This window comes from Halomarina rubra, assembly GCF_023699475.1.
In the GTDB taxonomy this organism is placed as follows: Archaea; Halobacteriota; Halobacteria; order Halobacteriales; family Haloarculaceae; genus Halomarina; species Halomarina rubra.
Window position 1 is genome coordinate 850852 of the sequence record NZ_JALXFV010000008.1, and the last position, 24304, is coordinate 875155.

At 68.4% G+C, this 24304-nt stretch carries 26 protein-coding genes and 1 tRNA gene; 12 read left to right on the top strand and 15 right to left on the bottom strand.

The window, feature by feature from the left end:
* Window positions 1–222 precede the first annotated feature (222 nt).
* The 7 genes from M1L36_RS19495 (at window position 223) to M1L36_RS19525 (ending at window position 5635) form a co-directional block, all read left to right on the top strand.
* Window positions 223–1200 (top strand): DUF5794 domain-containing protein, encoded by a 978-nt coding sequence (locus tag M1L36_RS19495; protein WP_250875405.1) that lies wholly within the window; start codon window positions 223–225, stop codon window positions 1198–1200.
* A gap of 38 nt (window positions 1201–1238) precedes the next feature.
* Window positions 1239–1463, top strand: a complete 225-nt coding sequence (locus M1L36_RS19500) for a DUF5795 family protein (RefSeq protein ID WP_250875406.1) — start codon at window positions 1239–1241, stop codon at window positions 1461–1463.
* 199 nt (window positions 1464–1662) lie between these two features.
* A tRNA-Trp gene (locus M1L36_RS19505) sits at window positions 1663–1841 on the top strand.
* Between the two features lie 367 nt (window positions 1842–2208).
* The gene (locus M1L36_RS19510; protein WP_250875407.1) at window positions 2209–3396 is read left to right on the top strand and encodes a hypothetical protein; all 1188 of its coding nucleotides are present in this window, start codon (window positions 2209–2211) and stop codon (window positions 3394–3396) included.
* Between the two features lie 90 nt (window positions 3397–3486).
* Window positions 3487–3747 (top strand): HalOD1 output domain-containing protein, encoded by a 261-nt coding sequence (locus tag M1L36_RS19515; RefSeq protein WP_250875408.1) that lies wholly within the window; start codon window positions 3487–3489, stop codon window positions 3745–3747.
* A 69-nt stretch (window positions 3748–3816) separates the two neighbouring features.
* Entirely contained in the window at window positions 3817–5157 is a 1341-nt protein-coding gene (gene dinB, locus M1L36_RS19520; protein WP_250875409.1) for a DNA polymerase IV, read from the top strand.
* Between the two features lie 55 nt (window positions 5158–5212).
* Window positions 5213–5635, top strand: a complete 423-nt coding sequence (locus M1L36_RS19525; RefSeq protein WP_250875410.1) for a hypothetical protein — start codon at window positions 5213–5215, stop codon at window positions 5633–5635.
* Window positions 5636–5727: 92 nt separating this feature from the next.
* Here M1L36_RS19525 and M1L36_RS19530 read toward each other — a convergent pair whose 3' ends face one another.
* Entirely contained in the window at window positions 5728–6774 is a 1047-nt protein-coding gene (locus tag M1L36_RS19530) for a phytoene/squalene synthase family protein (RefSeq protein WP_250875411.1), read from the bottom strand.
* Window positions 6775–6915: 141 nt separating this feature from the next.
* Between M1L36_RS19530 and M1L36_RS19535 the strand changes: the two genes are divergently transcribed.
* Complete coding sequence (locus tag M1L36_RS19535; RefSeq protein WP_250875412.1) at window positions 6916–7188, top strand: hypothetical protein; 273 nt, start codon at window positions 6916–6918, stop codon at window positions 7186–7188.
* A gap of 115 nt (window positions 7189–7303) precedes the next feature.
* Here M1L36_RS19535 and M1L36_RS19540 read toward each other — a convergent pair whose 3' ends face one another.
* Window positions 7304–8968, bottom strand: a complete 1665-nt coding sequence (locus M1L36_RS19540; RefSeq protein WP_250875413.1) for an acetate--CoA ligase — start codon at window positions 8966–8968, stop codon at window positions 7304–7306.
* Window positions 8969–9114: 146 nt separating this feature from the next.
* Window positions 9115–9753, bottom strand: a complete 639-nt coding sequence (locus tag M1L36_RS19545) for a helix-turn-helix domain-containing protein (RefSeq protein ID WP_250875414.1) — start codon at window positions 9751–9753, stop codon at window positions 9115–9117.
* A gap of 220 nt (window positions 9754–9973) precedes the next feature.
* Between M1L36_RS19545 and M1L36_RS19550 the strand changes: the two genes are divergently transcribed.
* Both M1L36_RS19550 and M1L36_RS19555 read left to right on the top strand, forming a co-directional pair.
* Complete coding sequence (locus tag M1L36_RS19550) at window positions 9974–10618, top strand: helix-turn-helix domain-containing protein (RefSeq protein WP_250875415.1); 645 nt, start codon at window positions 9974–9976, stop codon at window positions 10616–10618.
* 312 nt (window positions 10619–10930) lie between these two features.
* Window positions 10931–12940: an ATP-binding protein gene (locus tag M1L36_RS19555; RefSeq protein ID WP_250875416.1), complete on the top strand. Its 2010-nt coding sequence runs from the start codon at window positions 10931–10933 to the stop codon at window positions 12938–12940.
* 122 nt (window positions 12941–13062) lie between these two features.
* Here the strand turns inward: M1L36_RS19555 and M1L36_RS19560 are convergent, their stop codons facing one another.
* The 7 genes from M1L36_RS19560 to hisC form a co-directional block, all read right to left on the bottom strand.
* Complete coding sequence (locus M1L36_RS19560) at window positions 13063–13221, bottom strand: FmdB family zinc ribbon protein (protein WP_250875417.1); 159 nt, start codon at window positions 13219–13221, stop codon at window positions 13063–13065.
* 185 nt (window positions 13222–13406) lie between these two features.
* Complete coding sequence (locus M1L36_RS19565) at window positions 13407–14714, bottom strand: acetamidase/formamidase family protein (RefSeq protein ID WP_250875418.1); 1308 nt, start codon at window positions 14712–14714, stop codon at window positions 13407–13409.
* Window positions 14715–14798: 84 nt separating this feature from the next.
* A complete protein-coding gene (gene tpiA / locus M1L36_RS19570) occupies window positions 14799–15443 on the bottom strand; it encodes a triose-phosphate isomerase (protein ID WP_250875419.1) in 645 nt (214 codons plus the stop codon).
* 112 nt (window positions 15444–15555) lie between these two features.
* Window positions 15556–16086, bottom strand: coding sequence for a multiprotein bridging factor aMBF1 (locus M1L36_RS19575; RefSeq protein WP_250875420.1), 531 nt, complete (start codon window positions 16084–16086; stop codon window positions 15556–15558).
* 64 nt (window positions 16087–16150) lie between these two features.
* Window positions 16151–16774, bottom strand: coding sequence for a CDP-alcohol phosphatidyltransferase family protein (locus M1L36_RS19580; protein ID WP_250875421.1), 624 nt, complete (start codon window positions 16772–16774; stop codon window positions 16151–16153).
* On the bottom strand, window positions 16771–17337 hold the full coding sequence (locus M1L36_RS19585; RefSeq protein ID WP_250875422.1) for an adenylate kinase family protein: 567 nt from the start codon (window positions 17335–17337) through the stop codon (window positions 16771–16773). Before M1L36_RS19585 ends, M1L36_RS19580 begins: the two co-directional genes overlap by 4 nt.
* Complete coding sequence (hisC, locus tag M1L36_RS19590; RefSeq protein WP_250875423.1) at window positions 17334–18452, bottom strand: histidinol-phosphate transaminase; 1119 nt, start codon at window positions 18450–18452, stop codon at window positions 17334–17336. Before hisC ends, M1L36_RS19585 begins: the two co-directional genes overlap by 4 nt.
* 154 nt (window positions 18453–18606) lie before the next feature.
* Here hisC and M1L36_RS19595 point away from each other — a divergent pair, with 154 nt between their 5' ends.
* Window positions 18607–19065, top strand: coding sequence for a CopD family protein (locus tag M1L36_RS19595; RefSeq protein WP_250875424.1), 459 nt, complete (start codon window positions 18607–18609; stop codon window positions 19063–19065).
* Window positions 19066–19122: 57 nt separating this feature from the next.
* Complete coding sequence (locus tag M1L36_RS19600; RefSeq protein ID WP_250875425.1) at window positions 19123–19362, top strand: hypothetical protein; 240 nt, start codon at window positions 19123–19125, stop codon at window positions 19360–19362.
* Window positions 19363–19392: 30 nt separating this feature from the next.
* Here the strand turns inward: M1L36_RS19600 and M1L36_RS19605 are convergent, their stop codons facing one another.
* The 5 genes from M1L36_RS19605 to M1L36_RS19625 form a co-directional block, all read right to left on the bottom strand.
* On the bottom strand, window positions 19393–20880 hold the full coding sequence (locus M1L36_RS19605; protein ID WP_250875426.1) for an MATE family efflux transporter: 1488 nt from the start codon (window positions 20878–20880) through the stop codon (window positions 19393–19395).
* A complete protein-coding gene (locus M1L36_RS19610; RefSeq protein ID WP_250875427.1) occupies window positions 20877–21467 on the bottom strand; it encodes a TetR/AcrR family transcriptional regulator in 591 nt (196 codons plus the stop codon). The genes M1L36_RS19605 and M1L36_RS19610 overlap by 4 nt, the downstream gene beginning before the upstream one ends.
* 81 nt (window positions 21468–21548) lie before the next feature.
* The gene (locus tag M1L36_RS19615) at window positions 21549–23189 is read right to left on the bottom strand and encodes a GMC family oxidoreductase (protein WP_250875428.1); all 1641 of its coding nucleotides are present in this window, start codon (window positions 23187–23189) and stop codon (window positions 21549–21551) included.
* On the bottom strand, window positions 23186–23785 hold the full coding sequence (locus tag M1L36_RS19620) for a gluconate 2-dehydrogenase subunit 3 family protein (protein ID WP_250875429.1): 600 nt from the start codon (window positions 23783–23785) through the stop codon (window positions 23186–23188). The genes M1L36_RS19615 and M1L36_RS19620 overlap by 4 nt, the downstream gene beginning before the upstream one ends.
* Window positions 23786–23854: 69 nt before the next feature.
* Window positions 23855–24274, bottom strand: coding sequence for a DUF1648 domain-containing protein (locus tag M1L36_RS19625; protein WP_250875430.1), 420 nt, complete (start codon window positions 24272–24274; stop codon window positions 23855–23857).
* Window positions 24275–24304: the final 30 nt, after the last annotated feature.

Genomic DNA, 24304 nt, shown 5'->3' on the forward strand with positions numbered 1-24304 from the left:
TGTACAATTGTTACGGGTATGGACTCCGCACGTCCCGTCGGAGGTCGTCCCGGCACGCAACTTCTCGCCACCGGAGAGACCAAACCGTCGACAGGGATTATGCGGACATTCGTCACGTGGCGAAATCGGTTTGCCGTAGCGGACGACGCGACGGCCCGTCTTCGTCCTCGGTATCGTGACGGTGGACTCCACTCGGCCAGTGGTGAGGCCTACAGCGCCTGAATGAGCACTTCCAGACACCCAATCGCGCTCCGACTCGAGCGACAGGTCGGCCGCGGCACGCGACTGCTCGCGACCGTGATGGGCCTCCCGCTCGTCGACGGCATCTTCGCAGCGCTCGTCCTCGCGGGGGCGTTGACCACGCAAGCGGGCGGTATCAACCCCGTCGGCGTCTTCGAGGTCGGACTGCTCGTCTTCGGCGGCAGTGCGACGCTCGCTGTCATCCTCGCCGAGATGGAGGGGACGACCCGACAACGTATCGCCAGCGTGTTGCTCGTCGGTGCGCTCGTCGTCCCGCTGGCCGCCCTCGAAGCGGCCGTCGCGCCGACCATCGAGGCGGCCATCGACATCGACATCTTCAATCGGTTCGCCGCGCTCGTCATCCTCGCCATCGCGGCGAAGACCGCGAGTTCGACCGTCGGCGAGTGGCTGCCACGCCCCGGAGCCATCATCGGCCTGGGACTCATCGCCAGCGTGAACCCGGGGGACGTGACGTTCGTCGTCAACCCCGACACGACCCAGATACTCGCGGCGGCGGCCGCCGCCGGTGTCGGGGTCGCGTTCGCGCTGCTGGTCGCCGTCGCCGGTCCCGCGCTGCGCGGTCTGGTCGACATCGACCGTTTCCGCTTCGGCAGCGCCGTCGCGCTGGGTGTGCTCCCGCTCACGCTGCTCCAGATCATCGACACCGACGTGCCGCTCGCGCTGGCGGTCCTCGGCGTCACCTGCCTGCTGTCGCTCGACCCCGACTCCTCGGAGTTCGAGGTGGGGCTGAACACGGAGGGGAACGCGACGGTCACCGCCGACGGCACCGGCGTCGAACCACGCGAACCCCATCCCGACCCCGACGAGGACGTCGTCGAGCGCGCTCGGTCCTCCTCGTCGGACCCGGAAGCACGCGGCGCGAACGCCGGAGCGATCACCGACGGTGGCTCCGAAGACGGGGGCGGCGACTCCGACCCCGGTCGGGAACCGTGGCTGTAGACTGCAGGGCTTAAGCCCCTGACCCGCGGCGTTGTTCTATGGAAAACCGTGTCGTCCAAGGCCGGATGGTCACGCCCAAATCGCTCGCAGAACTCATCGAAGGCGACGCCGTCATGGACGCCGAAGCTATCGCGGACGCAGACCGGGACTGTCCCGACTGCGGCGGCGACGTCGTCGAGGTCGGCTACATGCCCTCCGTGACGGAGTTCGTCACCGGACAGAAGTGTCAGGAGTGTGACTGGGCGACGACCGACCGGGAGTAGGGAGATTCGAGCGCGAGCGAGAATCTCAGACCGAACGACGAACGAAGTGAGCCGTCAGCAACGCGGCCCGGAGCAGCGCGAAAACGGCGGTCTCGCTGGGACCGGATGACGAAGCCACGAGTGGGGAGCGCGAGCGCCGAACGCGCCTCGTTGAGTGAATCGAAACCGCTTTAGGGCTCTTCGCCCTCGTCGGAAACGCGGGGACGTGGCCAAGCCAGGCATGGCGACTGACTCCAGAGGCCACGCGCCCGGGACGAAACTCCAGACTGATATACCGAGCGGCCGACTGATCATCGGTTCGCGACGACGACCCTCTGGAGTTCCGAGGCGCACACCGGAGATATCAGTCGATCGGGGGTTCAAATCCCTCCGTCCCCATCTCTCGCTTCGACACTCGAACCGAACAGTGACGCCTTCCGACTACCTCGCTCGACGGAATCCTCACGATGGCTGGACGGAACGATGCCCGAAACAGTCGAAACCGTACCGAGCGACGGACGGTCGGCTCGACTCGAACGTCGTCGGCCGCGCTCGCGGCCGTCACCGCCGGTACGGGTCCACGATTCGCTGAGTGTCCGTCGGCTCGGACACTCCGCTCGTCGGTCGAAAACGGGACCTCACTGGAACCGTTGCCGAAGATTGCATCGAGAGTCTCTCTCGATAGGACATATCTTCGGACGAATGTCACGTAACTGGCCGAAATATCTGCGTACTAACTAACCCCCTCAGCCACAGTTCCACAGGGGTGACGTACGAACGCCTCGATAGCCCGACAGGAAGGGACGGACTGGGACGGCGACTGGCGGGCGCCCGGAGCTACTACGACCTCTACGGGCGACTCCTGCTCGAAGTTCGCGGGGAGGGGGGACGTGCGGTCGAGCAGTTCCGCTCGATGTACCGGCGGTTCGAGGTCCCCGCGCCCGCCCGCAGGCCCGACGTCGTCGTCGAGCGGACGACCGACGACCGCGTCGCCGAGCGGGCCTTCGGCGGCCCGAACGACCACTACGGCTGGACCGGCGAGTCGTTCGTCGTCCGGCGAGGGTCGGAGTACATGGCGGTACGACCGGGGTGGGACCACATCGCGGTCACGCCGAACTTCGAGCCGTTCGACGCGACCTACCCCGTCGAGTTCCGACTTCGCCAGCGACTCGTCGAGGAGGGTCGCGCGCTCGTCCACGCCTCCGGCGTCGAGCGCGACGGGGTGGCGACGGTGTTCCCGGCGTGGCGCAGCGCTGGCAAGACGAACACGCTCCTCTCGTTGCTCGGCGACGGCTGTGGCTTCCTCGCGGACGACCGACTGTGGCTGGGTGCCGACGGGACGGCGTGGGGGTACCCGCTGGCGGTCAACGTCCACCCGCGGAACGTCCAGTCGTTCCCGGGGGTCGAGGTGGAGCACGAGGACGTCGAGAGCCGGGTGCGCGAGTGGGCAGACCAGCACATCCAGGACCGATTCGGTTCGGGGGAGTCGGTCGCCGAGAAGGCGCTGAGCTTCCTGAGCGAGCGGTTCGTCGCGTCGTCCGGACGGAACTTCCTCGACATCGAGACGGCGTTCCCCGAGGTCGAATACGTCGAGGAAGCGCCGGTCGCGAACGTCGTGCTCCTGTGTGCGTCCCCGACCGCAGAGCGAGTGACCGTCGAGCCGGTCCCCGCTCGGGAGGTGGCCGCGGCTATCACCGCTATCGACCACTACGAGTGGAACCAGCGACTCGCGGAGTACTTCCGGGCGTACGACGCGCTGGTCGGTGACGCTGCCGTCGAGGAGTTGGCTCACGTCGTCGAACGCGAAGAACAGATCGTCGGCGACGTGTTGCAGCACGTCGACACCTACCGAGCGGCGATACCACAGCACCTCGACTGGGCGGCGAGCGGACTCGACCGGGCGGTGGCCGACGCCGTGCGGACGATCCAGGACCGACAGCGAACCGCGCTCTGAGGGTGGGACTACCTGGTGAGCCACGGTTCGACCGGCGAGACTATCCAGATAGACAGTACCCTTTTTATGTGATACACCAGTGGTCAAGTAATGACATCACCCCGCCCATCGGTCGCCGTCGTCGAGGCCGTCGCGAACGCAGAAGGCTGTGACCCGCTCGACCTGCCGCCGCTGTACGACGTCGTCGACCCGGACTCGGTCGACCGACTCTGTCCGCTCAACGGCGGCGGCGAGATCACGATTCGGTACCACGGCTACGCCGTCACTGTCCGCGACGCCGAGCGAATCACCGTCGAGCGCCTCGACGCACCCGAGGCGGGAACACAGGTCGCGGCGGGCGTGGGGCAGTAAGGCCCGTGTGAACGGGCACCGTGAGCCCGGACGGGACAGCTTCAAACCGCTGGAGTCGAACCGGTAGACATGCGTGAGGAGGGTCACTCCGGGTCGCCCGCGGCCGACCGGGTGGTCCTCCACGTCGACATGGACTGTTTCTACGCCGCCTGCGAGCGACGGCGCGACCCGACGCTCGTCGGGGAACCCGTCGTCGTCGGGATGGGTTACGAGGACGGCGCGACCCACGGTGCGGTCGCGACCGCGAGCTACGAGGCACGCGCGTTCGGCGTCGAGAGCGCGCAGCCCATCTCGCAGGCGCTCGAAGCGCTGCCACGAATCGCCGACGAGACGGACGACGGCACTACCGACGACGAGCCACGGGGCTACTACCGAACGGTCGACCTGGAGTACTACCAGTCGGTGAGCGAGGAGGTGAAGGCCATCCTCCACGAGGTGAGCGAGACCGTCCGGGAGGTGAGCATCGACGAGGCGTACCTCGACGTCACCGGCCGGGTGGGGTGGCACAGCGTCGACGTGTTCGCGCGGAACCTGAAGGCGCGTATCGACGAGGAGGTCGGCGTACCGGCGAGCATCGGCGTCGCCCCGAACATGTCCACCGCGAAGATAGCCAGCGACCACGACAAGCCCGACGGGTTGGTCGTCGTCGAACCCGACGCGGTCCGGGGGTTCCTCGCGCCATTGCCCGTCGACGACATCCACGGTATCGGACCGGTCACCGCCCGCGAACTGCGGTCGATGGGCGTCGAGACGGCCGCGGACCTCGCGACGGCGGACCGCGCGAGCCTCGTCGACCGGTTCGGGACGCGCGGTCGGGAGTTCCACGAGCGTGCGCGCGGCGTCGACCGCCGCGTCGTCGAACCGGTCGGTCGGCCGAAGAGCCTCTCCAGCGAGTCGGCGTTCACGGAGCAGACGGCCGACTCCGACCGAATCGCCGACAGCCTCCGGACGCTCGCTAGCGAGGTCGCCGACCGTGCGGCGGCACGCGACGCGCTGTACAAGACCATCGGCATCAAGGTCGTCCGCCCGCCGTTCGACGTGAACACGCGCGAGCGCTCGCTGTCGGGGCCGGTCGCGGACGCCGACCTCGTGCGGTCGGTCGTCGCCGACCTCGCCGAGGAGTTCGCCGGCGAGACGGTCCGGAAACTCGGCGTCCGGGTGTCGAACCTCTCGTTCGACGAGGCCACCCAGTCGGGACTCGACCGGTGGGAGGGTGCGACCCCGTCCGGAACCGCCACCGACCACGCCACGACCACCGACACCGCCGCGGACGGGACCGACGAGTCGTCCGCGAACGGGAGTTCCGAGACGACGCACGAACACCCACCCTGGTCGGCAGACGCATCCAGTGACGGGGAGACCGACGCGTCGCCGTTGCGTGGACAGACGACGGTGTTCGACTTCGTTTGAGAATCGATACCGCAGTACAGCAACCGTTTAGTGGACCCGTCAAAAATGCCAGTCTATGGTCAACAGACGAAAGTTCCTCTACTTCGTGATGTTTATCGTCGGCGTCACGATGTTGCTGAGCGGCGTCCTCGGGTGGTTCATCTTCGCGGACAAGGACTACTCCATCATCTACGAGTACTCCAGCGAAGACGCACCGGCCGGTGTCTCCGACGGTCGACTCGACGTCGACCGGTACGACAGCCTCGACGAGCAGCAGCGAGCGGACTTCGAGCGTGCAGTCGACGGCGAGGTGATCAAGTACGACGACAGTTCGATGGTGTGGGCCGAGGCCATCGACAGGAACGGCACGTACTACGTGTTCAGTACCGGCGGCAAGTTGGACTGGTTCGACCCGGCGACGTCCGGGTCGGCCGTCCTGGGTCTCGTCGGTCTCGTCACGGTCGTCCAGGCCGCCCGTCTGGAACACCGCCTGTACTGACGACTCGACGACTCGGTCGTCCCACCCCTCAGACCGAGTGACCCCGCCCATCTCTTCGCCGTCCTGCTCGCCGTTCTCTTCGCCACACCACCTCACCGAGCGGCGTCGACGGACCGCTCCAGTTCGGAGAGCACCGTCGGGTCGAACGGGGCCGCAGTGAGTGCGGTCGTCAGTTCGTACACCTCCTCGCGCGAGACCTTCACCGTCGCTCCCGCGAGGACGGCGTCGAGGTCGGCTTCGAGTTCGCGGAGGGTCGCCAACGCGAGCAGGTACGGTAGCCCGAACGGCGCGAGCGAGAGCTGTGCGGTCCGGGCACACCGGTCGAGGTACTCGTGGGCGTCGGCGCGGAAGCTCCGCGCGTGGCCGATGACCCGGCGGAGCGCCCCCCGAGCGTCGTCACGGTGTTCGATCGCCAACAGCGCGTCGTGAGGGACGTCCTCGGCCAGCCACTCGCGGGGGACGTAGATGTTGTCCTCCTCGTGGTAGTCGGCGTGGACGTCCTTGGCGACGTTGACGAGTTGGAGGAGGCGACCGAACCCGTCGGCGCGGTCGCGGAGGTACCCCACGGTCTCCGCGTCGGCGTCGAGCGCGATGAGGTTCGTGATGAGGTGGCCGACGGTCCCGGCGACGACGTCACAGTACCGGTCTAACTCCTCACGAGTGTCGAGGCGAAGCCCGGTATCCTCGTTGCCACGGTCGACGAACCCCGCCATCCCGACGACGAGGTCGTGGATGGGCGGCCACATCGCCTCGCGGACGGGAGCCTCGAACGCCTCGAAGGCGTCGAACACGCGGTCGGCGGCGGTGACGACCGCCCAGTCGTCGGCGCGGTCTCCCTCGGGCACCCACGGCGAGACCGCCGTCAGGAACGCGTCGACGGTCGTCGGGTCCCCGGGGTCGAGGGCAGCGTCGTAGAGCAACAGGAGGTCGGCTCTCTCTGCAGCGGGGATGTGGCCCGCGTCCTCGACGGTGTCCGGGATACGACAGAGGAGATAGCCGGCACAGATGTAGTCGTCCATCGGCGAGTCGAGCAGTCGAATCGTGACCGCGAACGACCGCGAGACCGACGGAACGACCTCGTGACACCACGAGAGCGGGGTGGCGTCCGGCCGCGCAGATTCGGCGTGAGTGTCGGGCATCTACGCGATAACTACGGGTCGCGGCGGTATAACCTGCCGGGAGCGTCCCACGGTTTCGTCCGTTGCGCACGTCATCGACCCCTCGATGCTGAACCCGGGTCGACCCTCCCGGTTAAGCCGGCGGGGCGGCAATCGCTCGCAATGAACCACCTCGTCCCCACCGACCGAGGCTACCGACTGGCCCGTCACGCCCACATCGTCGTCTACACCGCTCGCGACGACGGCGACCTGCTCACCGTCTACGACTGTGGGGCCGCACAGAAACCGCCGAGCGCGCAGTTCATCGGTCACCTCGTCAACGTCGAGGCACCGGGGCGCACCGAACGGACGCCGACGGGCTACGTCGTCCGACTCGTGGAGGGCGGTCGACTGGTCGAACAGGCCGACGGGGAGTGGGTCATCCGGCCCGCCTGACTCCGAACGCGTCGATTTACAGCGGCGACGGTCCCCTCCGCGTCACCGAGCGAACGTGGTGGTGGGCCACCCACGCCGCCCGCGTCCGTCCCGTCGACGTCTGGCCCGACCGCGTTCACGCCGTCCGGTCGCGTAGCTCGGTCCGGCGAATCTTCCCGGTGACGGTCTTGGGCAACTCGTCGACGAACTCGACCTCGCGGGGGTACTCGTGGGCGGCCAGTTCGTTCCGGACGTGCTGTTGGATGTCCTCGACGAGGTCGTCGGAGGGGTCGTAGTCCGCCGAGAGCACGACGAACGCCTTGACGATGTTGCCGCGTTCGCGGTCGGACTTCGGGACGACGGCGGCCTCGGCGACCGCGGGGTGCTCGCCCAGCGAGGACTCGACCTCGAACGGACCGATGCGGTAGCCCGCGCTGATGATGACGTCGTCGGCCCGGCCCTCGAACCAGAAGTAGCCGTCTTCGTCGCGGTGGCCGAGGTCCCCCGAGAGGTACCACTCGCCGTCGGGGCCGTCGACGAAGCAGTTCGCGGTCTTCTCGGGCTGTTCCCAGTACGACGCGAAGAAACACGGGAAGTCCCCCCGCTCGGCGATGACACCCGTCTCGCCGGCCGGGAGCACCTCCCCGGAGTCCGGGTCGACGATGGCCGCCTCGACGCCCGGCAGTGGCTTGCCCATCGACCCGGGTCGAAGCTCCATCTCGGGGTAGTTGTTGATGACCATGTTCCCCGTCTCCGTCTGACCGTAGGTGTCGAGGATGGTGACGCCGAGGGCGTCGCGGCCCCACTCGACGACGCCCGCCGAGAGCGGTTCACCGATGGACAGCGCGTGGCGGATGTCGTGGTCGACGCCCTCCAGCACGGCCTCGTTCTCCCGGAGCATCCGGTAGGCGGTCGGCACCGAGAACAGCACGGTGATGGGGTACTCGTCGAGCAGGTCCGCCCACGCCTCGGGGTCGAACTCGCCGTCGGTCGTGAACATCGAGACGCCCCAGTACCACGCGCCGAGCGTGTTGATGGGGCCGGTGAGCCACCCGAGGTCGCCCGTCGACCAGTAGAGGTCGTCGGGTCCCAGGTCGACCGAGAGCTTCTGGGTCGCGGCGACGCCCGCCACCCAGCGGTGGCGGTGGAGCACCCCCTTCGCCTTCCCCGTCGTCCCCGAGGTGTAGTACAGCAGGGCGTCGTCCTCGCCGCCGGTCTCGACGACGTCGAACTCGTGGCTCGCCTCGGCGGTCGCGGCGTGGAAGTCGAGGTGGTCGTCTTCCCGTCCGCCCGTCTCGCCGTCCCGGTCGACGACGACCACCGTCTCGACGCTGGGCACCTCGGCCAGCGCCTCCTCGACGGTGTCGAGGTTCGAGGGGGTCGTGAACACGAGTCTCGCGTCACAGTCGGCGAGACGGTAGGCGATGCCGTCGGGGCCGAACCGCTCGTTGACGCTCCCCCACACCGCGCCCGTCTTCAGCGTGCCGATCATCGCGGCGTAGTGCTCGGGGACGCGGGGCATGTACGAGAACACGCGGTCGCCACGCTCGACGTGGTCGGCGACGACGTTCGCGACACGGTTCGAGCGGTCGCGCAACTGCTCGAACGTCATCGTCTCGCGGTCGCCGGCCGCGCCGGCCCACTCCAGGGCCGGACGGTCGGGGTGGGCCTCGGCGTGGCGGTCACACACCTCGTGGCCGATGTTGAGCCGTGTCGGGGCGTCCCAGTCCGCCTCGGCGTAGATATCGTCCCAGCTGAACTCGTCTCGGTCCGCGACGGGGTCGAATCGCTCCCAGTCCATAGTTATCGAGTGACACAAAGAGACTTAGCTGTTCACCGGACTGTCGGAGAACGAAAGTCTCCCGTCTCCCGACTGGTCGGGCGGTGGCCGACGTCCGGCCCCGAGGGTGGCGGTCACCACGCCCGGCACTCTCGCCCTCCGCCCGGTCACGTGTCGACCATCGTCTCGTGGACGAGCGAGGCGATGCCGCGACGGAGTCGCTGGGAGTAGGCGTTGTCGCTGATGTCGAACATGGTCGCTAGCTCGCCGAGCGTGACCGCTCGTGGGACCTCGAAGTAACCGTGCTCGTAGGCGGCGACGATGGCCTCCTGTTGTTCGGCGCTCATCCGGGAGCCGTTGCTCGGGAACGACGGGTTGTACAGCCGTCGGAGGACGAGCTGGATATCCGCCTCCTCACAGCCTCGCTGGAACTCCATCAGGTCGTTCTGGCTGGGGACCAGCAGGCGGAAGTCCCACCCTTGGGCGATGGACTCGCCTTCGAGCAGACGGACGTTCGAATCGAGGAGGATGCCGACGAAACCGTCGGCGTCGGAGTCCCAGCGGACCTCGAACAGTTTGCGGCGACCGTCCTCGGTGAGAAATCGGACTTCGCGGGTCGTCGGCGACGATTCGAGCGTCTCGACGATTCGGGTCTCGTCGCCGTTCGACACCCAGAACAGGGGGATGACGGAGTCGTGGAGCGGTATCATCTTCTCCAACTCCACGTGGACGCCCGGAATCTCGTCCAGGAGGCGGCCGAGTTCGAACGCACGGGACGGGACTGTGATATCGACGATGTGTATCATTCTCGAAGACGCTGCACGACCCGGGTCACGGCCCGTGACCCGCGCGGTGAGTAGCGGTCACTCGCCAGTAGGAGGGCCTCGAAGAAGTGCCCACCCTTTCTATTGGAAGGTCGACGGTCCGTCGCGTTCGGCGTCGAGAATAATTCTCACGTACACGTTCGAAATCGAAGGAAGCACCTATCATCACCGGGAAAAAAGAGTGACTGACGAAGGTGACGCCATGGCAACAGTCGTAGACCTGACGCTTCCCAACGGGGCGTTTCCGCTCGGGGAGTTGCTCGCCGACGAGGACGCGCGCATCGAACTCGAGCGTGTCGTTCCGGTCGGGGAGACGCTGTTGCCGTTCGTCTGGGTGTCCAACGGGTCCGTCGAGCACATCGAACGCGTCCTCGACGAGCAGTCCGCCGTCGACGTGTTCGACCACCTCACGACCGTCGACGAACGCCACCTCTACCAACTCTCCTGGGGCGGCGACTTCGAGGGGTTCGCGGGAGCGCTGGTCGACAGCGCGGGCGTCATCGTCAGCGGTGTCGGCGTCCACGGTCGCTGGGAGTTCCGCATCCGGTTCCCCGACCACGACCACCTGAAACGGTTCAGCGACCGCTGTCGGGACGAGGGTATCCGCTTCGACGTCAAGGGCGTCTACAACCCCCACGTGCCGGCGCTCAAGGACCGACTCACCACCAAACAGTGGGAAACCGTCTCGGTCGCCTATCGGAAGGGGTACTTCGAGGTGCCACGCCGGGCGACGCTGAGCGACCTCGCCGACCACTTCGGCGTCACCGAACAGGCCGTCTCACAGCGTCTCCGGCGGGCGCTCAACACGCTGCTCGGCGGAATCCAGTTCGACGGCACGACCGACTGAGTCGCTCGACCGAAAAAGGGGACGTACCGGTCCCGTTGCTTCGAGGGAGACTGCGTGTGTCAGAGGCATAGAACCCCCTCTGAGCACGACTGCTGCGCCGACGACGGACCTCCCCCACATCCCGAGGTCTGTACGAGAGTGCTGGACGTCGTACTCCACCCACTGAAGGGACGTTCGAGGGCATAACCTGGCGGCTTCACATCTCCAGCGAGTTATCTCGCTGTCGGTCGAGGCGGTCTCCGGGCCCCGAGCGACGGGTCGTCTGCCGAGCGTCTGACGGAGCGTTATGGCAGTTCGCACGTACGCGCGAACATGGGAGAGACCGAGACCATCACGGTGGCGGAGGTGAGCGACGGCGTCGGCAGCGTCGGTAGCGTCGGATTCGACGTGTCGCTGCCGTCCGTCGAGGTGCTGACCGGTCGCGGGTTCGTCACCGGCAAGTCCGGGTCCGGGAAGTCGAACACCGCGAGTGTCGTCATCGAGAAACTGCTCGACCGAGGGTTCCCGGTGCTCATCGTCGACATCGACGGCGAGTACTACGGACTGAAAGAGAAGTACGAGATACTGCACGTGGGCGACGACGAGGAGTGCGACATCCAGGTGAGCGCCGAGCACGCCGAGAAGATCGCGGACCTCGCGCTCGCACAGAACGTCCCCATCATCCTCGACGTCTCCTCGTTCCTCGACGAACGCGAGGCCGAGAACCTGCTGACGGAGGTGGCGAAACAGCTGTTCGCCAAGGAGAAGAAGCTGAAGAAGCCGTTCTTGCTCGTCGTCGAGGAGGTCCACGAGTGGATTCCCGAGGGCGGCGGGATGGGCGAGTGCGGTCGGATGCTCATCAAGGTCGGCAAGCGCGGCCGGAAACACGGACTGGGCATCATGGGCATCAGCCAGCGCCCCGCCGACGTGAAGAAGGACTTCATCACCCAGTGTGACTGGCTCTGCTGGCACCGCCTGACGTGGCGCAACGACACGAAGGTCGTCAAGCGCGTACTCGGCAGCGAGTACGCCGACGCCGTCGAGGGACTCGGCGACGGCGAGGCGTTCTTGGTCACCGACTGGGAGGAGGAGGTCCGTCGCGTGCAGTTCCAGCGCAAGACGACGTTCGACGCGGGCGCGACCCCGGGACTGGACGACTTCGAACGCCCCGACCTCAAGAGCGTCAACGAGGACCTCGTCGGGGAACTCCAGTCCATCACCGAGGAACAGGGCGCTCGCGAGGACCGCATCGCGGAACTCGAAGCCGAACTCCGCCAGAAGGAGTCGCGTATCGAGATCCTCGAACGCGACCTGGAGGACGCTCGTGACCTCTCGCAGATGGCCGACCAGTTCGCCGCCGCGCTGTTCGACCACCCCGGTCGCTCGCGGATGCAACTCCAGCGTGACGCCGAAGCGACGGAACAGACGACGCTGGAGGAGTCGAGCGACGACGAGGCAGCGGCGGAGAAGTCACCCACCGACGAACCGGTCGCGAACGAACCGTCCGACGACGAGGCCGAGACGCCGACCGCGCCGTGGCCGATGCCCGCGGTCGACGACCCGTCGATGACCGGCGGTGACGAGACGCCGACCACCGTGAGCGGGCCACGGGCCGCGGCCGACCCCGACACGGAGACCGAGGCGGACTCCACCGCCGAGGACGCGGTCACCCCCGAGACCGGGGAGGCGGCCGACGCCACTCCCGCCGACTCCGGCGACCACGCGACCGGCGAACGCGTCGACGCCGCGATGGCGAGCCTCACCCGGACGGGCGCGACGGACACCGACGCGTCGGCCGAAGCGAGCGACGACTGGGCGGACGCGGGGATGACGCTCCCGCCGTCCGTCGATGCCGAGGCGACGGCCGCAGCACAAGCGCCGTGGCCGGACGCAGACGGGTCCGATAGTGCCGACGGTGCCGACGCGCACCCCGCGAGCGACGGCCACCCCGAGACCACCTCGGACCGATCGGCGGAGCGACCCGCTGGCGCGGCGTCGCCGTCACACGAGGCCACGACCACGAGCGAGCATCCGGCGGTCGACCGCGTCCGTGCGGTGCTCGCAGCGCTCGACGACCGAACGCGGGCGATGCTCACGGTCTACCGCGACCGCGGCCCGTGCTCGCCGGTCGAGGCGTACACCGCCGCGGGCGGGTCGGGCGACCGGACCGTCGCCTACAGCAAGAACAGCGAACTCAGAGAAGCGGGGCTCATCTCCCACGCCGGTCGCGGTCGGTACGCCTACGCGCTGCCGACGTTCGTCGCCGCCGCGCGCGAGGAGGACGCCGACGCACCCGGGACGGCCACCGTCGTCGAGCGAATCGAGGACGGACTGCTCCACTGACGCCGCTGGGGCGGGGGAGTCCGAGACCGAACCGACTGGCGGTCCGTCGTCGTGTCGACACTCGCCACTACGCAGGGTCTGGGTCCCAGAACTCCGCCGTGTCTCCGGTCGTCGTGACCGTGTCAGTTCGACTCGGAGAGAACGGAGACGTCGTCGCTGCTACACTCGGTACAACGTGCGATCGCCGGCGAGACGGTCGTCTGCCACGTCGCACCACAGTCGTCGCACTCGTACTCGTACCTGGTCCGTTCTTCACCTCCCGTTCCGAGCGCGTCTTCCACATCGTCAAGTAGTCCCATGTTAGTCTCTACTTCTGGCGTTGTGGTTATCAGAAATAAATCTTTCTCTGATTCGGAGATGTTTACGCCGCCGACCGACGCACCGGCCGCGACCGACTGTCGACTCCGAGGAAGTCGGAGCGATTCGCCCGTAATCGGAAAGTAGTGGCTCTGTGGGGCGGTCGTGCTCAGAGGTCGTACTGCGTTCTGACCAGGTCGTCGAGGCCACGGTCGGCCAGCACGTCCATCGGCGCGAGCAGTGTCAACTGCACGACACCGGGGAGTCGGGCGATCTCGACGCCACCGGTGAACGTGCATCGACCACGGACCTCGCCCTCGGTCATGTCGAGCAGTTTGCCGGCCCGGTCGAACGCGTTCTGGGTCGCGTCGTTGACGGTCGCACCGCTGCCGACGACCTGGATGGGACCCATCTCCTCGTGGAGGTCGACCCCGTGGGCGTCGGCGAGTGCGCGTCCGGTCTCCAGTTCGGCCTCGGAGTACGGTCTGGCGATAGGGGGGAGGTCCTCGGTGTTGGGCAACAGGAGCGGACCGTCGATGTCGAGACCCTCGATGACCTCGACGCGGAGCGTCGTCTTCCCGCTCACGTCGGTCGTGTGCAGGGAGAGTTCGCCGTCGCCCTGGTTGGCGTGGAGGTCGCCGACGTAGAGGCCGCCGCCGTCGACCTTCACCGGACAGATCAGGACCGCGCCCTCCCGCACGTCGTTGGAGTCCATGTGACCGTCCGTGCGCTCTGCGAGGTCGGCTTCGGTCTCGACGCCCCACTCGTGGTCCGCGCCGACGAGGAACTGCCCGAAGTCCCCCGCGTTGTGCGAGTCGGGGAGTTCGACGGGCGGCGTCGTCCCGACGTTTCCGACGAACGGTCGGAGGTGGCCGAGCGTCCCGGGCATCTCGCTCGGTTTGTAGAGCAGGATGGGGTGTTGGCGGGAGTTCTCGGGGATGGCCATGTTCTCGCGAGCGTCCTGTGCGAGGTCGTCGGCCGCCGCGTCGTCGAGCGTCAGGCCGACGGTTCGGTCGTCGTCGAAGACGACGGTGTAGCCGTACTCGAAGCCGAACGACGAGGCGTTCGCACCGCACTCCGCACAGCGGATGGCGTCCTCGCCCGTCCCTTCGACGACGCTGTCGGGCCAACTCGCGCCGCACTCCGGACAGCGGTGGTCGACGAACGGGTCGCTCCCGAACGCCCCCTCGCGTTCGGCCATGCTCCCCGTCGAGGTGGCGACGCTCGTCACCTCCACCGACTCGATGTGGACGGCGATGGCGTCGCCGACTGCCGCGCCTTCGACGGCGATGGGACGGGTCACCTCGTGGCCGCCGCGGAACGAGGGCGTGATCATCGGCCCCCAGCACGCCGGCGGGGTGTGGGTGTGGACCGTCCCGCCGTCGGCGACGGTGCCCGCCCACTCCTGGTCGGGGCCGACGAGGCCGAGGGTGTACTGGTCGACGGTGAGTTCGTCGTGTATCTCTCGTTGTGCCATGACAGCTAAGGACAAGGACGCGCCGGCGATAACTCTGTGCAGACCCGTCCGTCGCCGAGAACGAACCCGTCGACGACGGGCCGTTCAGACTTCGGAGACGAGGTCTCTGAGGACGGATTCGGGGTCGTCGGCCTTCGCGACGCCGCTGGCGAGCAGGACGCCCTCGGTGCCGAGGTCGGCGGCCGCCTCGACGTCCGCGCCCGTCGAGATGCCCGCGCCACAGAGGACGGGGACCGGCGGGTTGACCTCGTCGGCGGCGGCGACGGCCTCGCGGACGACGTCGGGGTCCGCACGACTGACGGGCGTGCCCGAGCCGATGAGTTCGGGGGGTTCGACGGCGACCATGTCGGGGCCGAGCGTCGCCGCGGCGGCTATCTGACGGGGGTTGTTCGCACAGACGACGGTCTCCAGACCGGTGTCCTCGGCCGCTCGCAGGCCGGCGTCGACGTCGGCGAGGCGAAGTCGCTTCTCGGAGTGGTTCAGCAGGGTGCCGGTCGCACCCGCGTCGGCGACGGCGGCGGCGAGCGTACTCCCGGTGTGACTGCCGTGGCCGGCCCCCGAGACGTGCTGCGCCCAGGTCTCGACGCCGGTCGCCGCGACCGACTCGAGGTGGGCGGCCTGCGGTGCGACGGCGATGCGCGCGCCGGTGTCGTCGGCGACGGTGGCGGCGGCCCGTGCGACGCGCTCTGCGTCACAGGGATACGCCTTCAGGTTGACGAGGACGAACATACCCGACACGCAGTCGCGGGCGGCAAATAGCTACTCGTTCCGGCGTGAGCGCGCGGGTCGTGTCGCCCCCGGGGCGGCCCGGGGGGAGGTGTCACCGACCGTCGGTGGCCGGTCAGTCCTTGCGCTTGACGACGTCGCCGAGGGTGTACGACCCGGTCGCGGAGCCACCCTCCCACTCGTCGTCGCTCGACCCCACCCCTTCGGTGAGGGAGATGTCGAGTTTCTTCTCGAGTTTCTTCCGGACGCTGTCGCTCGGGAGGACGTCGCCCCGTTCGAGCTTCCGGATGAGGCTCACCTTCTCGTTGAGTTGACCGGCGAGGTCCTCCTGGGTGAGGCCCTCGCCCTCTCGTGCGTTACGGATTCGGTCGTCGTAGTCCTGTGCGACCTCGTCCATCTGGTCGAACATATCCCGGCGACGGCGGGTCGACGACCCACCGGACCCGGACGTGCTCGACGAGGACGAGGAGGAGGACTTGCCGGACGAAGAGCTGGTCGAGTACTTCGAGGTCGAACTCGACGACGACTGCGTCTTCACCTCGGTGCCGAACTGTGCACAGGAATCACACACCTGTATCTCGGCGCCCTCGATCTTCACGGTCTTCGGCGACGAGGTCTCCGCTCCGCACATCTCACACTGCGCCATACGTGCCTAGTTGCCACGACGACGGATAAATCGTCCGACGCGTCGGCCGAACTGCCGCGACCGACTACAGTCGGTCCGCGTCCCCGAACGCCCGCATCGCGTAGTAGAACCGCTGGAGCGCGGTGAAGTGCCCGACCACTGCGAAGAACACCAGCGTCCACCCGACGACGGTCAGTCCGACGAGGGTGTCGGTGTAGAGCCACGCCACCACGCCGAGGACGCCGACGATGACGAGTCGGTCCGCACGACCCACAAGCCCGCCGTAGACGCGGTCCAGACCGACGGCCTGTGCCTGCGTCCCGAGGTAGGAGGTCATCACGACGCCGGTCACCGCCGCGAGACCGAGCGCCCACTGTTCGACGCCCGCCGCGAGGCCGACGAGGATGAAGATGTCCGCGTAGCGGTCGAGCACGTGGTCGAGCAGGTCGCCCGCGGGCGAGGCGACGTTCAGCCGACGCGCCAGCGCGCCGTCGAGGATGTCGAGCCAGCCGTTGCAGAAGACGAGTATCGACCCGACGAGGTAGAGCACCGGGGCCGACTGACCGAACGCGAAGGCGAGACCGGCCGCCGCCGCGAGCGCGATGGCACCGACGCTCACCGCGTTGGGCGTCAGTCCGAGGCGCTCGGAGACGTCGACGAACGGCGCGAGGAACCGGTTGGCGACCGGTCGGAACTGGTCGAGCGTCATAGGTACCCCGTGAAGTCCACGTCGCCGGCGCTCGGCTCGCGCTCGTCGGCGAGGACGGCGCGCAGTTCCTCGGCGACCGCCTCGGGCGTGCGGTCGGTGGTGTCTATCTCGTACACCGATTCGAGCCCGTGGCGCTGGACGGCTTCGCCGAGAATCACGTCGAGAGCTTCTGCTTCCGCGTTCTCGCGAGCGTAGCGAGTGAGAGCTTGCGGCGACTTCGTCGACGCATCGTTCTCTCGTGCTTTCTCCTCGGTCTCGCCGCGCTCTCGGAGCCGAGATTCGAGCGACTCGGGGTGACAGCGCAACACGACTACGCGGTCGGCGTCGAAGTGGTGTGCGAGGTGCGACTCGACGACGACCGTCTCGTCGTCCGCGCTCGCGTTCGCCGCCAGCCACTCCTCCAACGCCTCGAAGTCGGCGTAGAGGCTCGCCCGGTCGGGGTCCTCGCCGTCGTGGAGTCCCTCCTCGCGGATGACGTCGTTGAGGTGGACGACGGCGTAATCGAGCGTCTCGGTCGCGGTGGTCTTCCCGGTGCCGGGCGTCCCCGTGACGGCGACCCTCACGCCTCGGGCACCTCCGCGAGGACGCGGTTGACGACCTCGACGGCCCGTTCGGTCTCCTCGCGAGTGCCGGTCGTGATTCGGATGCAGTCGGGGAGGCCGAAGCTCGAACAGTCCCGGACGATGACGCCCCGACGCTGTGTCGCGTCAGCGACGGCGCTCCCTGCGTTCTCCTCACCCTCGCCGCTCGGGGCGGCCCCGCTCACGTCCACGAGGACGAAGTTCCCGCCGCTCTCGAACGTCGGCGCGTCGAGGTGCTCGTGGAGGTAGTCGCGTGCCCAGCGGGCGGTCTCGACCGTCTCGGTGACGAACTCGTCGTCCGAGAGCGCCGCCAGCCCAGCGCGGCACGCCAGTTCGTTGACCGAGAACGGTGTGTTGACACGGGCGTACACGTCGGCCCACGACTCGGGGGTCATCATGTACCCGAGCCGGAGCCCCGCCAGTCCGTACGCCTTCGAGAACGTGCGGAGGATGGCGACATCCTCTCGCTCGCCCAGCAGCGTCCGTTTGCTCTCGGATTCGGAGAACTCGGCGTACGCCTCGTCGACGACGACGAGCGTCTCGTCGTCCGTCTCCTCGGCCAATCGTTCGACCTCGCTCGTCGGCATCTCGCTGCCGACGGGGCTGTGCGGGCTGATGACGAAGACGACGCGCTCGCCGTCGTAGGCGTCGAGGACGACGTCGGCGGTCTGGGCGAACTCGTCGGCCTTCGACAGCGAGTACGTCGCGACGTCGCCGTGGTGGTAGCGCGCGCTCATCGCGTAGTAGGCGAACCCCGGTCGCGGGACGAGGACGTCGTCGCCGGGGTCGAGCATCGCGCGGTGGAGGTAGTCGAGCGCACCGTCGCCGCCGGGAGCCAGCCACACCTGTTCGGACGCGAGGTCCCAGCTCTCCGCGATGGCCTCGACGAGGTCGACCTGCGAGGACTTGGGGTAGCGGTTGACGCCGGCGGCGTGGTCGCGGATGGCGTCGACGGCCGCCGGCGAGGCCCCGAGCGCGTTCTCGTTCGACGAGAGGACGACGAACGACTCGGGGTCGCGACCGAGTTCGCGGGCCACCTCCTCGATGCCCCGCCCGGCCTGGTACACCGAGTACGACGAGCGGTCCCGTGGTTCCATACGCGAAACGTGCGGACGGCGCGGCTTAAGCGTGCTCACACGCCGCCGTGCGGTCCCGTGGCGCGCCGACCGTCTCGGAGCCACGGGGACGGCCCCGCGACCGAATCGGTCGTCATCCGAACCGTTCTTTGTGATTCCGGACGGTCTCTCGACCATGTCAGTCGCCGACGCCGTCGCCTACACGACCCACCTCCTGTTCGCCGGCCTCTGGACCGGCACCGTCCTGTTCGTCACCGTCGGCATCCTCCCGCTCGGCCTCCGGGGAGACATCCGTCCGGCCCCGTTCGAGTTCGCCGTCTCGCGACTGTCGACGGTGACCAGAGTCAGTGCGCTCGCGCTGTTCGTCACGGGCGGCCACATGGCCGGGAACGCCTACACCGTCGAGTCGCTCACCGGTAGCCCGCGGGGCCACCTCGTGCTCACGATGGTCGCGCTCTGGTTCCTCCTCGCTGCGCTCGTCGAGGTCGGGAGCGCCCGGATGCGCCGCGGCCTGAACGCCGAGAAGGTCCGGACGCCCGCCCGCGACGGCAAGCCGTTCCTCTACGCCGCGAGCGTCGTCGCCCTCTTGTTGCTCGTCGACGCCGGCCTGCTCGCCGGCGGCGTCGTCTTCTGAGCGGTCTTTCCCCCCGACACGGGAGAGCGTTATCCCGTCGGCGACGAATCTCACGGTATGGCCCTGCTCGAAGCGCTCGTCATCTTCGTCGTCGGCTACGTCAGCGGCACGATAACCCGCTGGTTCGCCGGTGTCGCGGCGATACTGGCACTCCTGCTCGCCATCCTCGGGCTGGCGGCTCCGGGGTGGTTCCTCGACATCCTCGACCCCCTCTTCCGCGTCTACGCGGGCAACGAACTCCTGTTCCTCTCGGGGTTCCTGTTCGCCATCGCCCACCGCGAGCGCGGGAGCGACTGAGTAGGAACGAAGAGTCGACGCTCGGTGTCCTCAGTCCGCGGGTGTCGCGTGCTCCTCCTCGACGACGTTCTCGGTCCACGTCCCGCGGAGGAACCACACCGCCGCGACGACGACGCTGGCGACGTTCGAGAACGCGATACCCCACCAGACGCCTGTCGGACCCATCCCCGCTAGCTGACTGAAGTAGTACGCCGCGGGGATGCGGAACACCCACAGCGAGGCGATGCCGAAGCCCATCGCGAGCGTCGTCGACCCGCTGCCTCGGAACCCGCCCTGGAGGATCTGGAACGCCCCGAGGAACGCGAACGTCGGCCCGACGACGACGAGGTAGTCGACGCCGATTGCGGTGACGTCGGCCGCACCCTCACCGGAGATGAACACGCCGACGATGCTGTCGGCGAACGTCATCGCGACGACACTCACCCCGACGAGGACGACGGCGATGATGAGCACGCCCGCGCGGACGGCCCGCTTCGCGCGGTCGGCCTGGTCGCTGCCGAGGTTCTGGCCGACGACGGTCTCGGTCCCGCGGGCGAACCCGAGCGCCGGGAGGAACACGAGCGACGTGATGCGGTTGGCGATGGTGAACCCGCCCACGACGGCGTCTTTCCCCATGGCCGCGTCCGCGCCGACGACCGCGACGAGCGCGGTGAGGACGGTGATACCCAGTGCGCGCGTCGACTGCTCGACGCTGGCGGGCGCACCGATGCGGACGATACGCTCGACGGTCTCGCGGCGCAAGATGAGGTCGTCGAGCGAGAGGTGGATGCCGACCGCTCCCGAGAACAGCCAAGCGAACCCGAGGGTCGCTCCGAGCGCCCGCGAGATGACCGTCGCGGCGGCCGCGCCCTGCACGCCCATCCCGGTGAACCCGGTGAGGTCGAGCAGCGTCGCTTCGAGGCCGCGGAGACCGAGTGCGCCGAACAGCACGTTGTCCTGGAACCCGAGGATGAGCAGCGGGTCGAGGACGACGTTGATGGCGACGCCGAACGCCATCAGGTACAGCGGCGTCTTCGTGTCGCCCCAGCCACGCAGGAGCGCCTGGAAGATGAAGAAGCCGAACATGAACACGACACCGAGGAAGATGGTGCGCGTGTAGTCGACGGCGAGGCGGTGGACCTCACTGCCCGGTGTGGCGCCGACGAGTCCGAGCAGTTGCGGGACCAGCAGGTAGCCGACCGCCGAGAAGGCGACGGCGAGGACGGAGACGAACGCGATGGTCTGGCCCGCGACGTGGTCGATGCGGGCGTCGTTGCCCGCGCCCTTGTGCTGGGCGACGAGCACCGTCCCCGCGACGGTGAATCCGCCGGCGAAGCTGATGGTGAGGAAGACCAGCGGCCACGCGAGACCGAGGGCGGTGACGGCGTCCTCGCCGAGACGGCCCACCCAGAAGGTGTCCGCGAGGTTGTAGCCCACCTGGAGGAGCATCGAGAGGATGATGGGTCCCGACAGGACCAGCATCGGCTTGACGAGGTCGCCGTCGGTGACGTTGACCGAGCGGTCCTCGGCCTCGCTCATTCCTCGCCTCTCAGGGAGGCGAGGAGCCGGTCCGCACCCTCTCGCGTCGTCGGCATCACGTCGTCGTCGGTCGTCGCGTAGCGCAGCATCGCGCCGTCGATGGTCGAGAGCAACACGTCCGCGAGCGCGTCGGTGTCGACCTCGCGGAGCCGGCCCGCCTCGACGTCCTGCTCGATGAGACCGACGAGCGTCTCGCGGTACAGTCGGTCGTACTGCGTGAACTGCTCGCGGTAGGCGGGGTCGGAGGCCGCCTCCGCGCGCATCTGGACGAACGCCGCGCGGAACCCCGCGCGTTCGTCGTCGACGTCGCGCGGAATCATCGCGCTGACGAACTCCTCGGTCGTCTCGACGTCGTCGCCTTCGAGGAACTCGGCGTTGCGGTCGATGAGCCACGAGAGGAACTCGATCAGCAGGTCGTCTTTCGTCTCGTAGTGGTAGTAGAGGAGGGATTTCGACTTCTCGAACTCGTCCGCGATGTTCTGGATGGTGAGGTCCGCGGTCCCGTTGTCGCGCAGTGCGCGATAGGTGGCCTTCATGATGGCCTCGCGGGTGTCCTCACAGCCGTCGTTGGAGGTGTCCGCACTCATTAGTGACTGAATATTCAGTCAGGTCCGAAAAGCGTTACGAGACGCTCGACACCACGGCAGGGGCTGACGTGGGACGCCGCCTCAACGCGAGAGTGCGTCGTGGAGCGTGTCGGCGGCCCGGAGCGCGAGCGCCGCGATGGTGAGCGTCGGGTTCATCGCGCCGCTCGTCGGGAACACCGACGAGGAGACGACGCTGAGGTTGGGGTGGTCGTGCGCGCGCAGTTCGGCGTCGACGACGCTCGTCGCGGGGTCGGTTCCCATCCGGGTCGTCCCCATGTGGTGGAACGCGGGGCCGGTGTTCTCGGGGCCGACCTGCCAGCGGACCTCCGCGCCCATCTCCGCGAGGATGTGCTCCTGAATCTGGTTGGCGCGTGCGAGCGTCCGCCGGGTCCGGTCGTCGATGTTCCAGACGACGCGGGGGACGGGGTTGCCGTGGTCGTCGGTCCGGTCGGGGTCGAGCGCGATGCGGTTCTCGGCGCGCGGGAGTTGCCCGACGAGCGCCCCGACCTCGACGAACCGGCCGTAGGACTCGCGAACCTCGGCCAGCAGGTCGTCGCCCCACTGCTCGCCGTCGAGGGCGACGTCGGTGGGCGCAGGGCCGGCGTAGTTTACGAACTCCAGTTTGAGCGGGCCGCAGTCGGCGTCGCTCGCGGGGACCGAGGCGGCAGTTCCCGTCGCGCCAGCGGTCGGGTCGTCGTAGAACTGGTGGCACTCGCTGGTGTTGAACCCGACGTGCTTCTGACGGGTCGGTTCGTCGAGGACGCCGCCCGTCCCGGCGTACAGGTGGTCCATGAAGTACCTGCCGACCGCACCCGAGGCGTTCGCGAGACCGTCGGGATTCGCCTCGTCGGCCGACAGGAGGAGCAACCGGGGCGTCTCGACGCCGCCCGCCGCGAGGACGAACTGGTCGGCCTCGACGGTCCGCTCTCCGCCGCCTCCCTCGGGACCGTCGTCGGCGTACACCGCGCGCACGAGGCGCTCACCACGCTCGTCGGTGTCCAGTCGCTGGACGGGCGCGTTCGCGACGACGGTCGCGCCCTCGTCCTCGGCGGCGGCGACGTGGCGCTCGGCGGTGTACTTCGCCCGCGATGGGCAGACGGGTTTGCACGTCCCGTACCCGACGCAGGTCGGTGCGTCGTCGTACGCCTCCGAGTTGCGGGCGTTGCTCGCCGAGTGCATGTCGACGCCGAGGCGTTCGCAGGCCGGCGCGAACAGCGAGTCCGAGTACGACGGTGGGAACGCCGCCATCGGGTACGGTTCTTCGCGTGGGGCGGCGTAGGGGTCGTCCGCGGCCCCCGCCACGCCGAGTTCGCGTTCGGCGGCCGCGTAGTACGGTCGGAGGTCCTCGTACCCGATGGGCCAGTCGACGCCCACGCCGTCGCGACTGTGGCGCTCGAAGTCCGACTCGTGGAGGCGCATCACCATCCCGTGCCAGTGGAGGGAACTCCCGCCGACTCCCTTCACGCGGGCGTGGTTCAGCGGGTAGTCGCGACCCTCGCTCGTGTACGCGTCGCGCTCGCCGCCCATCTCCCAGACGCCACGCCAGTCGCCCGAGCGTACGAACGCCTCCATCCGTTCGAGACGGTCCTCGTCCGGACCGTCGAACCGGGGGCCAGCGTCGAGGACGAGGACGTCGTGCCCTCGTTTCGCGAGGCGGTCGGCGACCAACGCTCCGGCGGGGCCCGCACCGACGACACAGACGTCGGTCTCGTGGTCGCTCACGGCGACTCGCCCCCGTCCCCGGAGTCGTCTCCACGTTCGCTCCCGGTTCGGGCCGCCTCGGGTCCGCGCCGGTAGCTCTCGACACCGCCGGGGTAACCGACGGGGTTCTCGATGCCCGCCAGCCGACCTCCCGTCGGCGAGGCGTAGAAGGCGTACAGCAGTTCTTCGACGACGTAGTAGCGAATCCGCTCGCCGCGCCGCCCCTCGGGGTCGGCGTCGGCCGTGTCCGCCCCGAGCTCCCGGAGCACCGACTCGCGGGTGTCGCGGTCGAGGTCGGCGTAGGGAGCGCCGTACCACGCCCGCGCCGCCGCGTCGAGGTCCGAGACGGCGCGTCGGAGTCCCTCGCGGTACGTCTCGCGCCCCCGAACCCGGCCGAGGGAGTACGTCTCGACGAACTCCTCGACGCCTTCGACGCCGCTCGGATACAGCACCTCGGCGGCAGCGGCGAGCGACCTCAGCAGTGCGTCCGCGCCGGTCTCGTCGTCACCGTCGGCGGGGGAGCCGTCGTCGAACGCGAGGACGCCCGCCCCGACGCCCGCACCCGCCAGCCCGGTCGCTCCGAGCGCGACCAGGGCGTCCCGACGGGTGAGTCTCATCGGCGGAGGATTAGGCGAACCTAAACTTATGCGTTGGCATCCGGGACCACCGACGACGGGCGCGACCGGTCACCCGACGCTGGCCCGTCGCTCGGTGCGCAGCGCCCAGACGACCAGCACCGCGGCGCTCCCGAGCACGGGACCCAACACCACGCTCGGGGGGAGTTCGTACCCGAGGTTCCACGCGAGCACGTACCCGTGGACGTACGCGAGGATGCCGAGCGTCCAGAGCTTGGTGACTCTGAAGACGCGTGGACTGGCGGGTGGGTCCGCACGCGCCGCGGTGTTCATGATTCCCAGCACTCCGACCATCAGGGCGGGAACGAGGACCACGGCGACGGGTTTCGGAACGAGGTTGTCCGGTTCTCCGCCCGTGTCGAAGTGAATCGCCATCTCGGCGGGGAGGTCGCCCCAGAGCGCGATGCCGAGGCCCACGGTGAGTGCGGCCAACACCACGCCGAGGTGGTCGACGGTTCGAAGGGGGGCCATAGCGGTCGTTCGCGGCCCAGCCTCTTCAAT

What these genes read in the sequence shown, in the direction of transcription:
- M1L36_RS19495 (WP_250875405.1), top strand. Translation starts at nt 223, where the DNA reads ATGAGCACTTCCAGACACCCAATCGCGCTCCGACTCGAGCGACAGGTC.
- M1L36_RS19500 (WP_250875406.1), top strand. Translation starts at nt 1,239, where the DNA reads ATGGAAAACCGTGTCGTCCAAGGCCGGATGGTCACGCCCAAATCGCTC.
- M1L36_RS19515 (WP_250875408.1), top strand. Translation starts at nt 3,487, where the DNA reads ATGACATCACCCCGCCCATCGGTCGCCGTCGTCGAGGCCGTCGCGAAC.
- dinB (WP_250875409.1), top strand. Translation starts at nt 3,817, where the DNA reads ATGCGTGAGGAGGGTCACTCCGGGTCGCCCGCGGCCGACCGGGTGGTC.
- M1L36_RS19525 (WP_250875410.1), top strand. Translation starts at nt 5,213, where the DNA reads ATGGTCAACAGACGAAAGTTCCTCTACTTCGTGATGTTTATCGTCGGC.
- M1L36_RS19530 (WP_250875411.1), bottom strand. Translation starts at nt 6,774, where the DNA reads ATGCCCGACACTCACGCCGAATCTGCGCGGCCGGACGCCACCCCGCTC.
- M1L36_RS19535 (WP_250875412.1), top strand. Translation starts at nt 6,916, where the DNA reads ATGAACCACCTCGTCCCCACCGACCGAGGCTACCGACTGGCCCGTCAC.
- M1L36_RS19540 (WP_250875413.1), bottom strand. Translation starts at nt 8,968, where the DNA reads ATGGACTGGGAGCGATTCGACCCCGTCGCGGACCGAGACGAGTTCAGC.
- M1L36_RS19545 (WP_250875414.1), bottom strand. Translation starts at nt 9,753, where the DNA reads ATGATACACATCGTCGATATCACAGTCCCGTCCCGTGCGTTCGAACTC.
- M1L36_RS19550 (WP_250875415.1), top strand. Translation starts at nt 9,974, where the DNA reads ATGGCAACAGTCGTAGACCTGACGCTTCCCAACGGGGCGTTTCCGCTC.
- M1L36_RS19555 (WP_250875416.1), top strand. Translation starts at nt 10,931, where the DNA reads ATGGGAGAGACCGAGACCATCACGGTGGCGGAGGTGAGCGACGGCGTC.
- M1L36_RS19565 (WP_250875418.1), bottom strand. Translation starts at nt 14,714, where the DNA reads ATGGCACAACGAGAGATACACGACGAACTCACCGTCGACCAGTACACC.
- tpiA (WP_250875419.1), bottom strand. Translation starts at nt 15,443, where the DNA reads ATGTTCGTCCTCGTCAACCTGAAGGCGTATCCCTGTGACGCAGAGCGC.
- M1L36_RS19575 (WP_250875420.1), bottom strand. Translation starts at nt 16,086, where the DNA reads ATGGCGCAGTGTGAGATGTGCGGAGCGGAGACCTCGTCGCCGAAGACC.
- M1L36_RS19580 (WP_250875421.1), bottom strand. Translation starts at nt 16,774, where the DNA reads ATGACGCTCGACCAGTTCCGACCGGTCGCCAACCGGTTCCTCGCGCCG.
- hisC (WP_250875423.1), bottom strand. Translation starts at nt 18,452, where the DNA reads ATGGAACCACGGGACCGCTCGTCGTACTCGGTGTACCAGGCCGGGCGG.
- M1L36_RS19595 (WP_250875424.1), top strand. Translation starts at nt 18,607, where the DNA reads ATGTCAGTCGCCGACGCCGTCGCCTACACGACCCACCTCCTGTTCGCC.
- M1L36_RS19600 (WP_250875425.1), top strand. Translation starts at nt 19,123, where the DNA reads ATGGCCCTGCTCGAAGCGCTCGTCATCTTCGTCGTCGGCTACGTCAGC.
- M1L36_RS19605 (WP_250875426.1), bottom strand. Translation starts at nt 20,880, where the DNA reads ATGAGCGAGGCCGAGGACCGCTCGGTCAACGTCACCGACGGCGACCTC.
- M1L36_RS19610 (WP_250875427.1), bottom strand. Translation starts at nt 21,467, where the DNA reads ATGAGTGCGGACACCTCCAACGACGGCTGTGAGGACACCCGCGAGGCC.
- M1L36_RS19620 (WP_250875429.1), bottom strand. Translation starts at nt 23,785, where the DNA reads ATGAGACTCACCCGTCGGGACGCCCTGGTCGCGCTCGGAGCGACCGGG.
- M1L36_RS19625 (WP_250875430.1), bottom strand. Translation starts at nt 24,274, where the DNA reads ATGGCCCCCCTTCGAACCGTCGACCACCTCGGCGTGGTGTTGGCCGCA.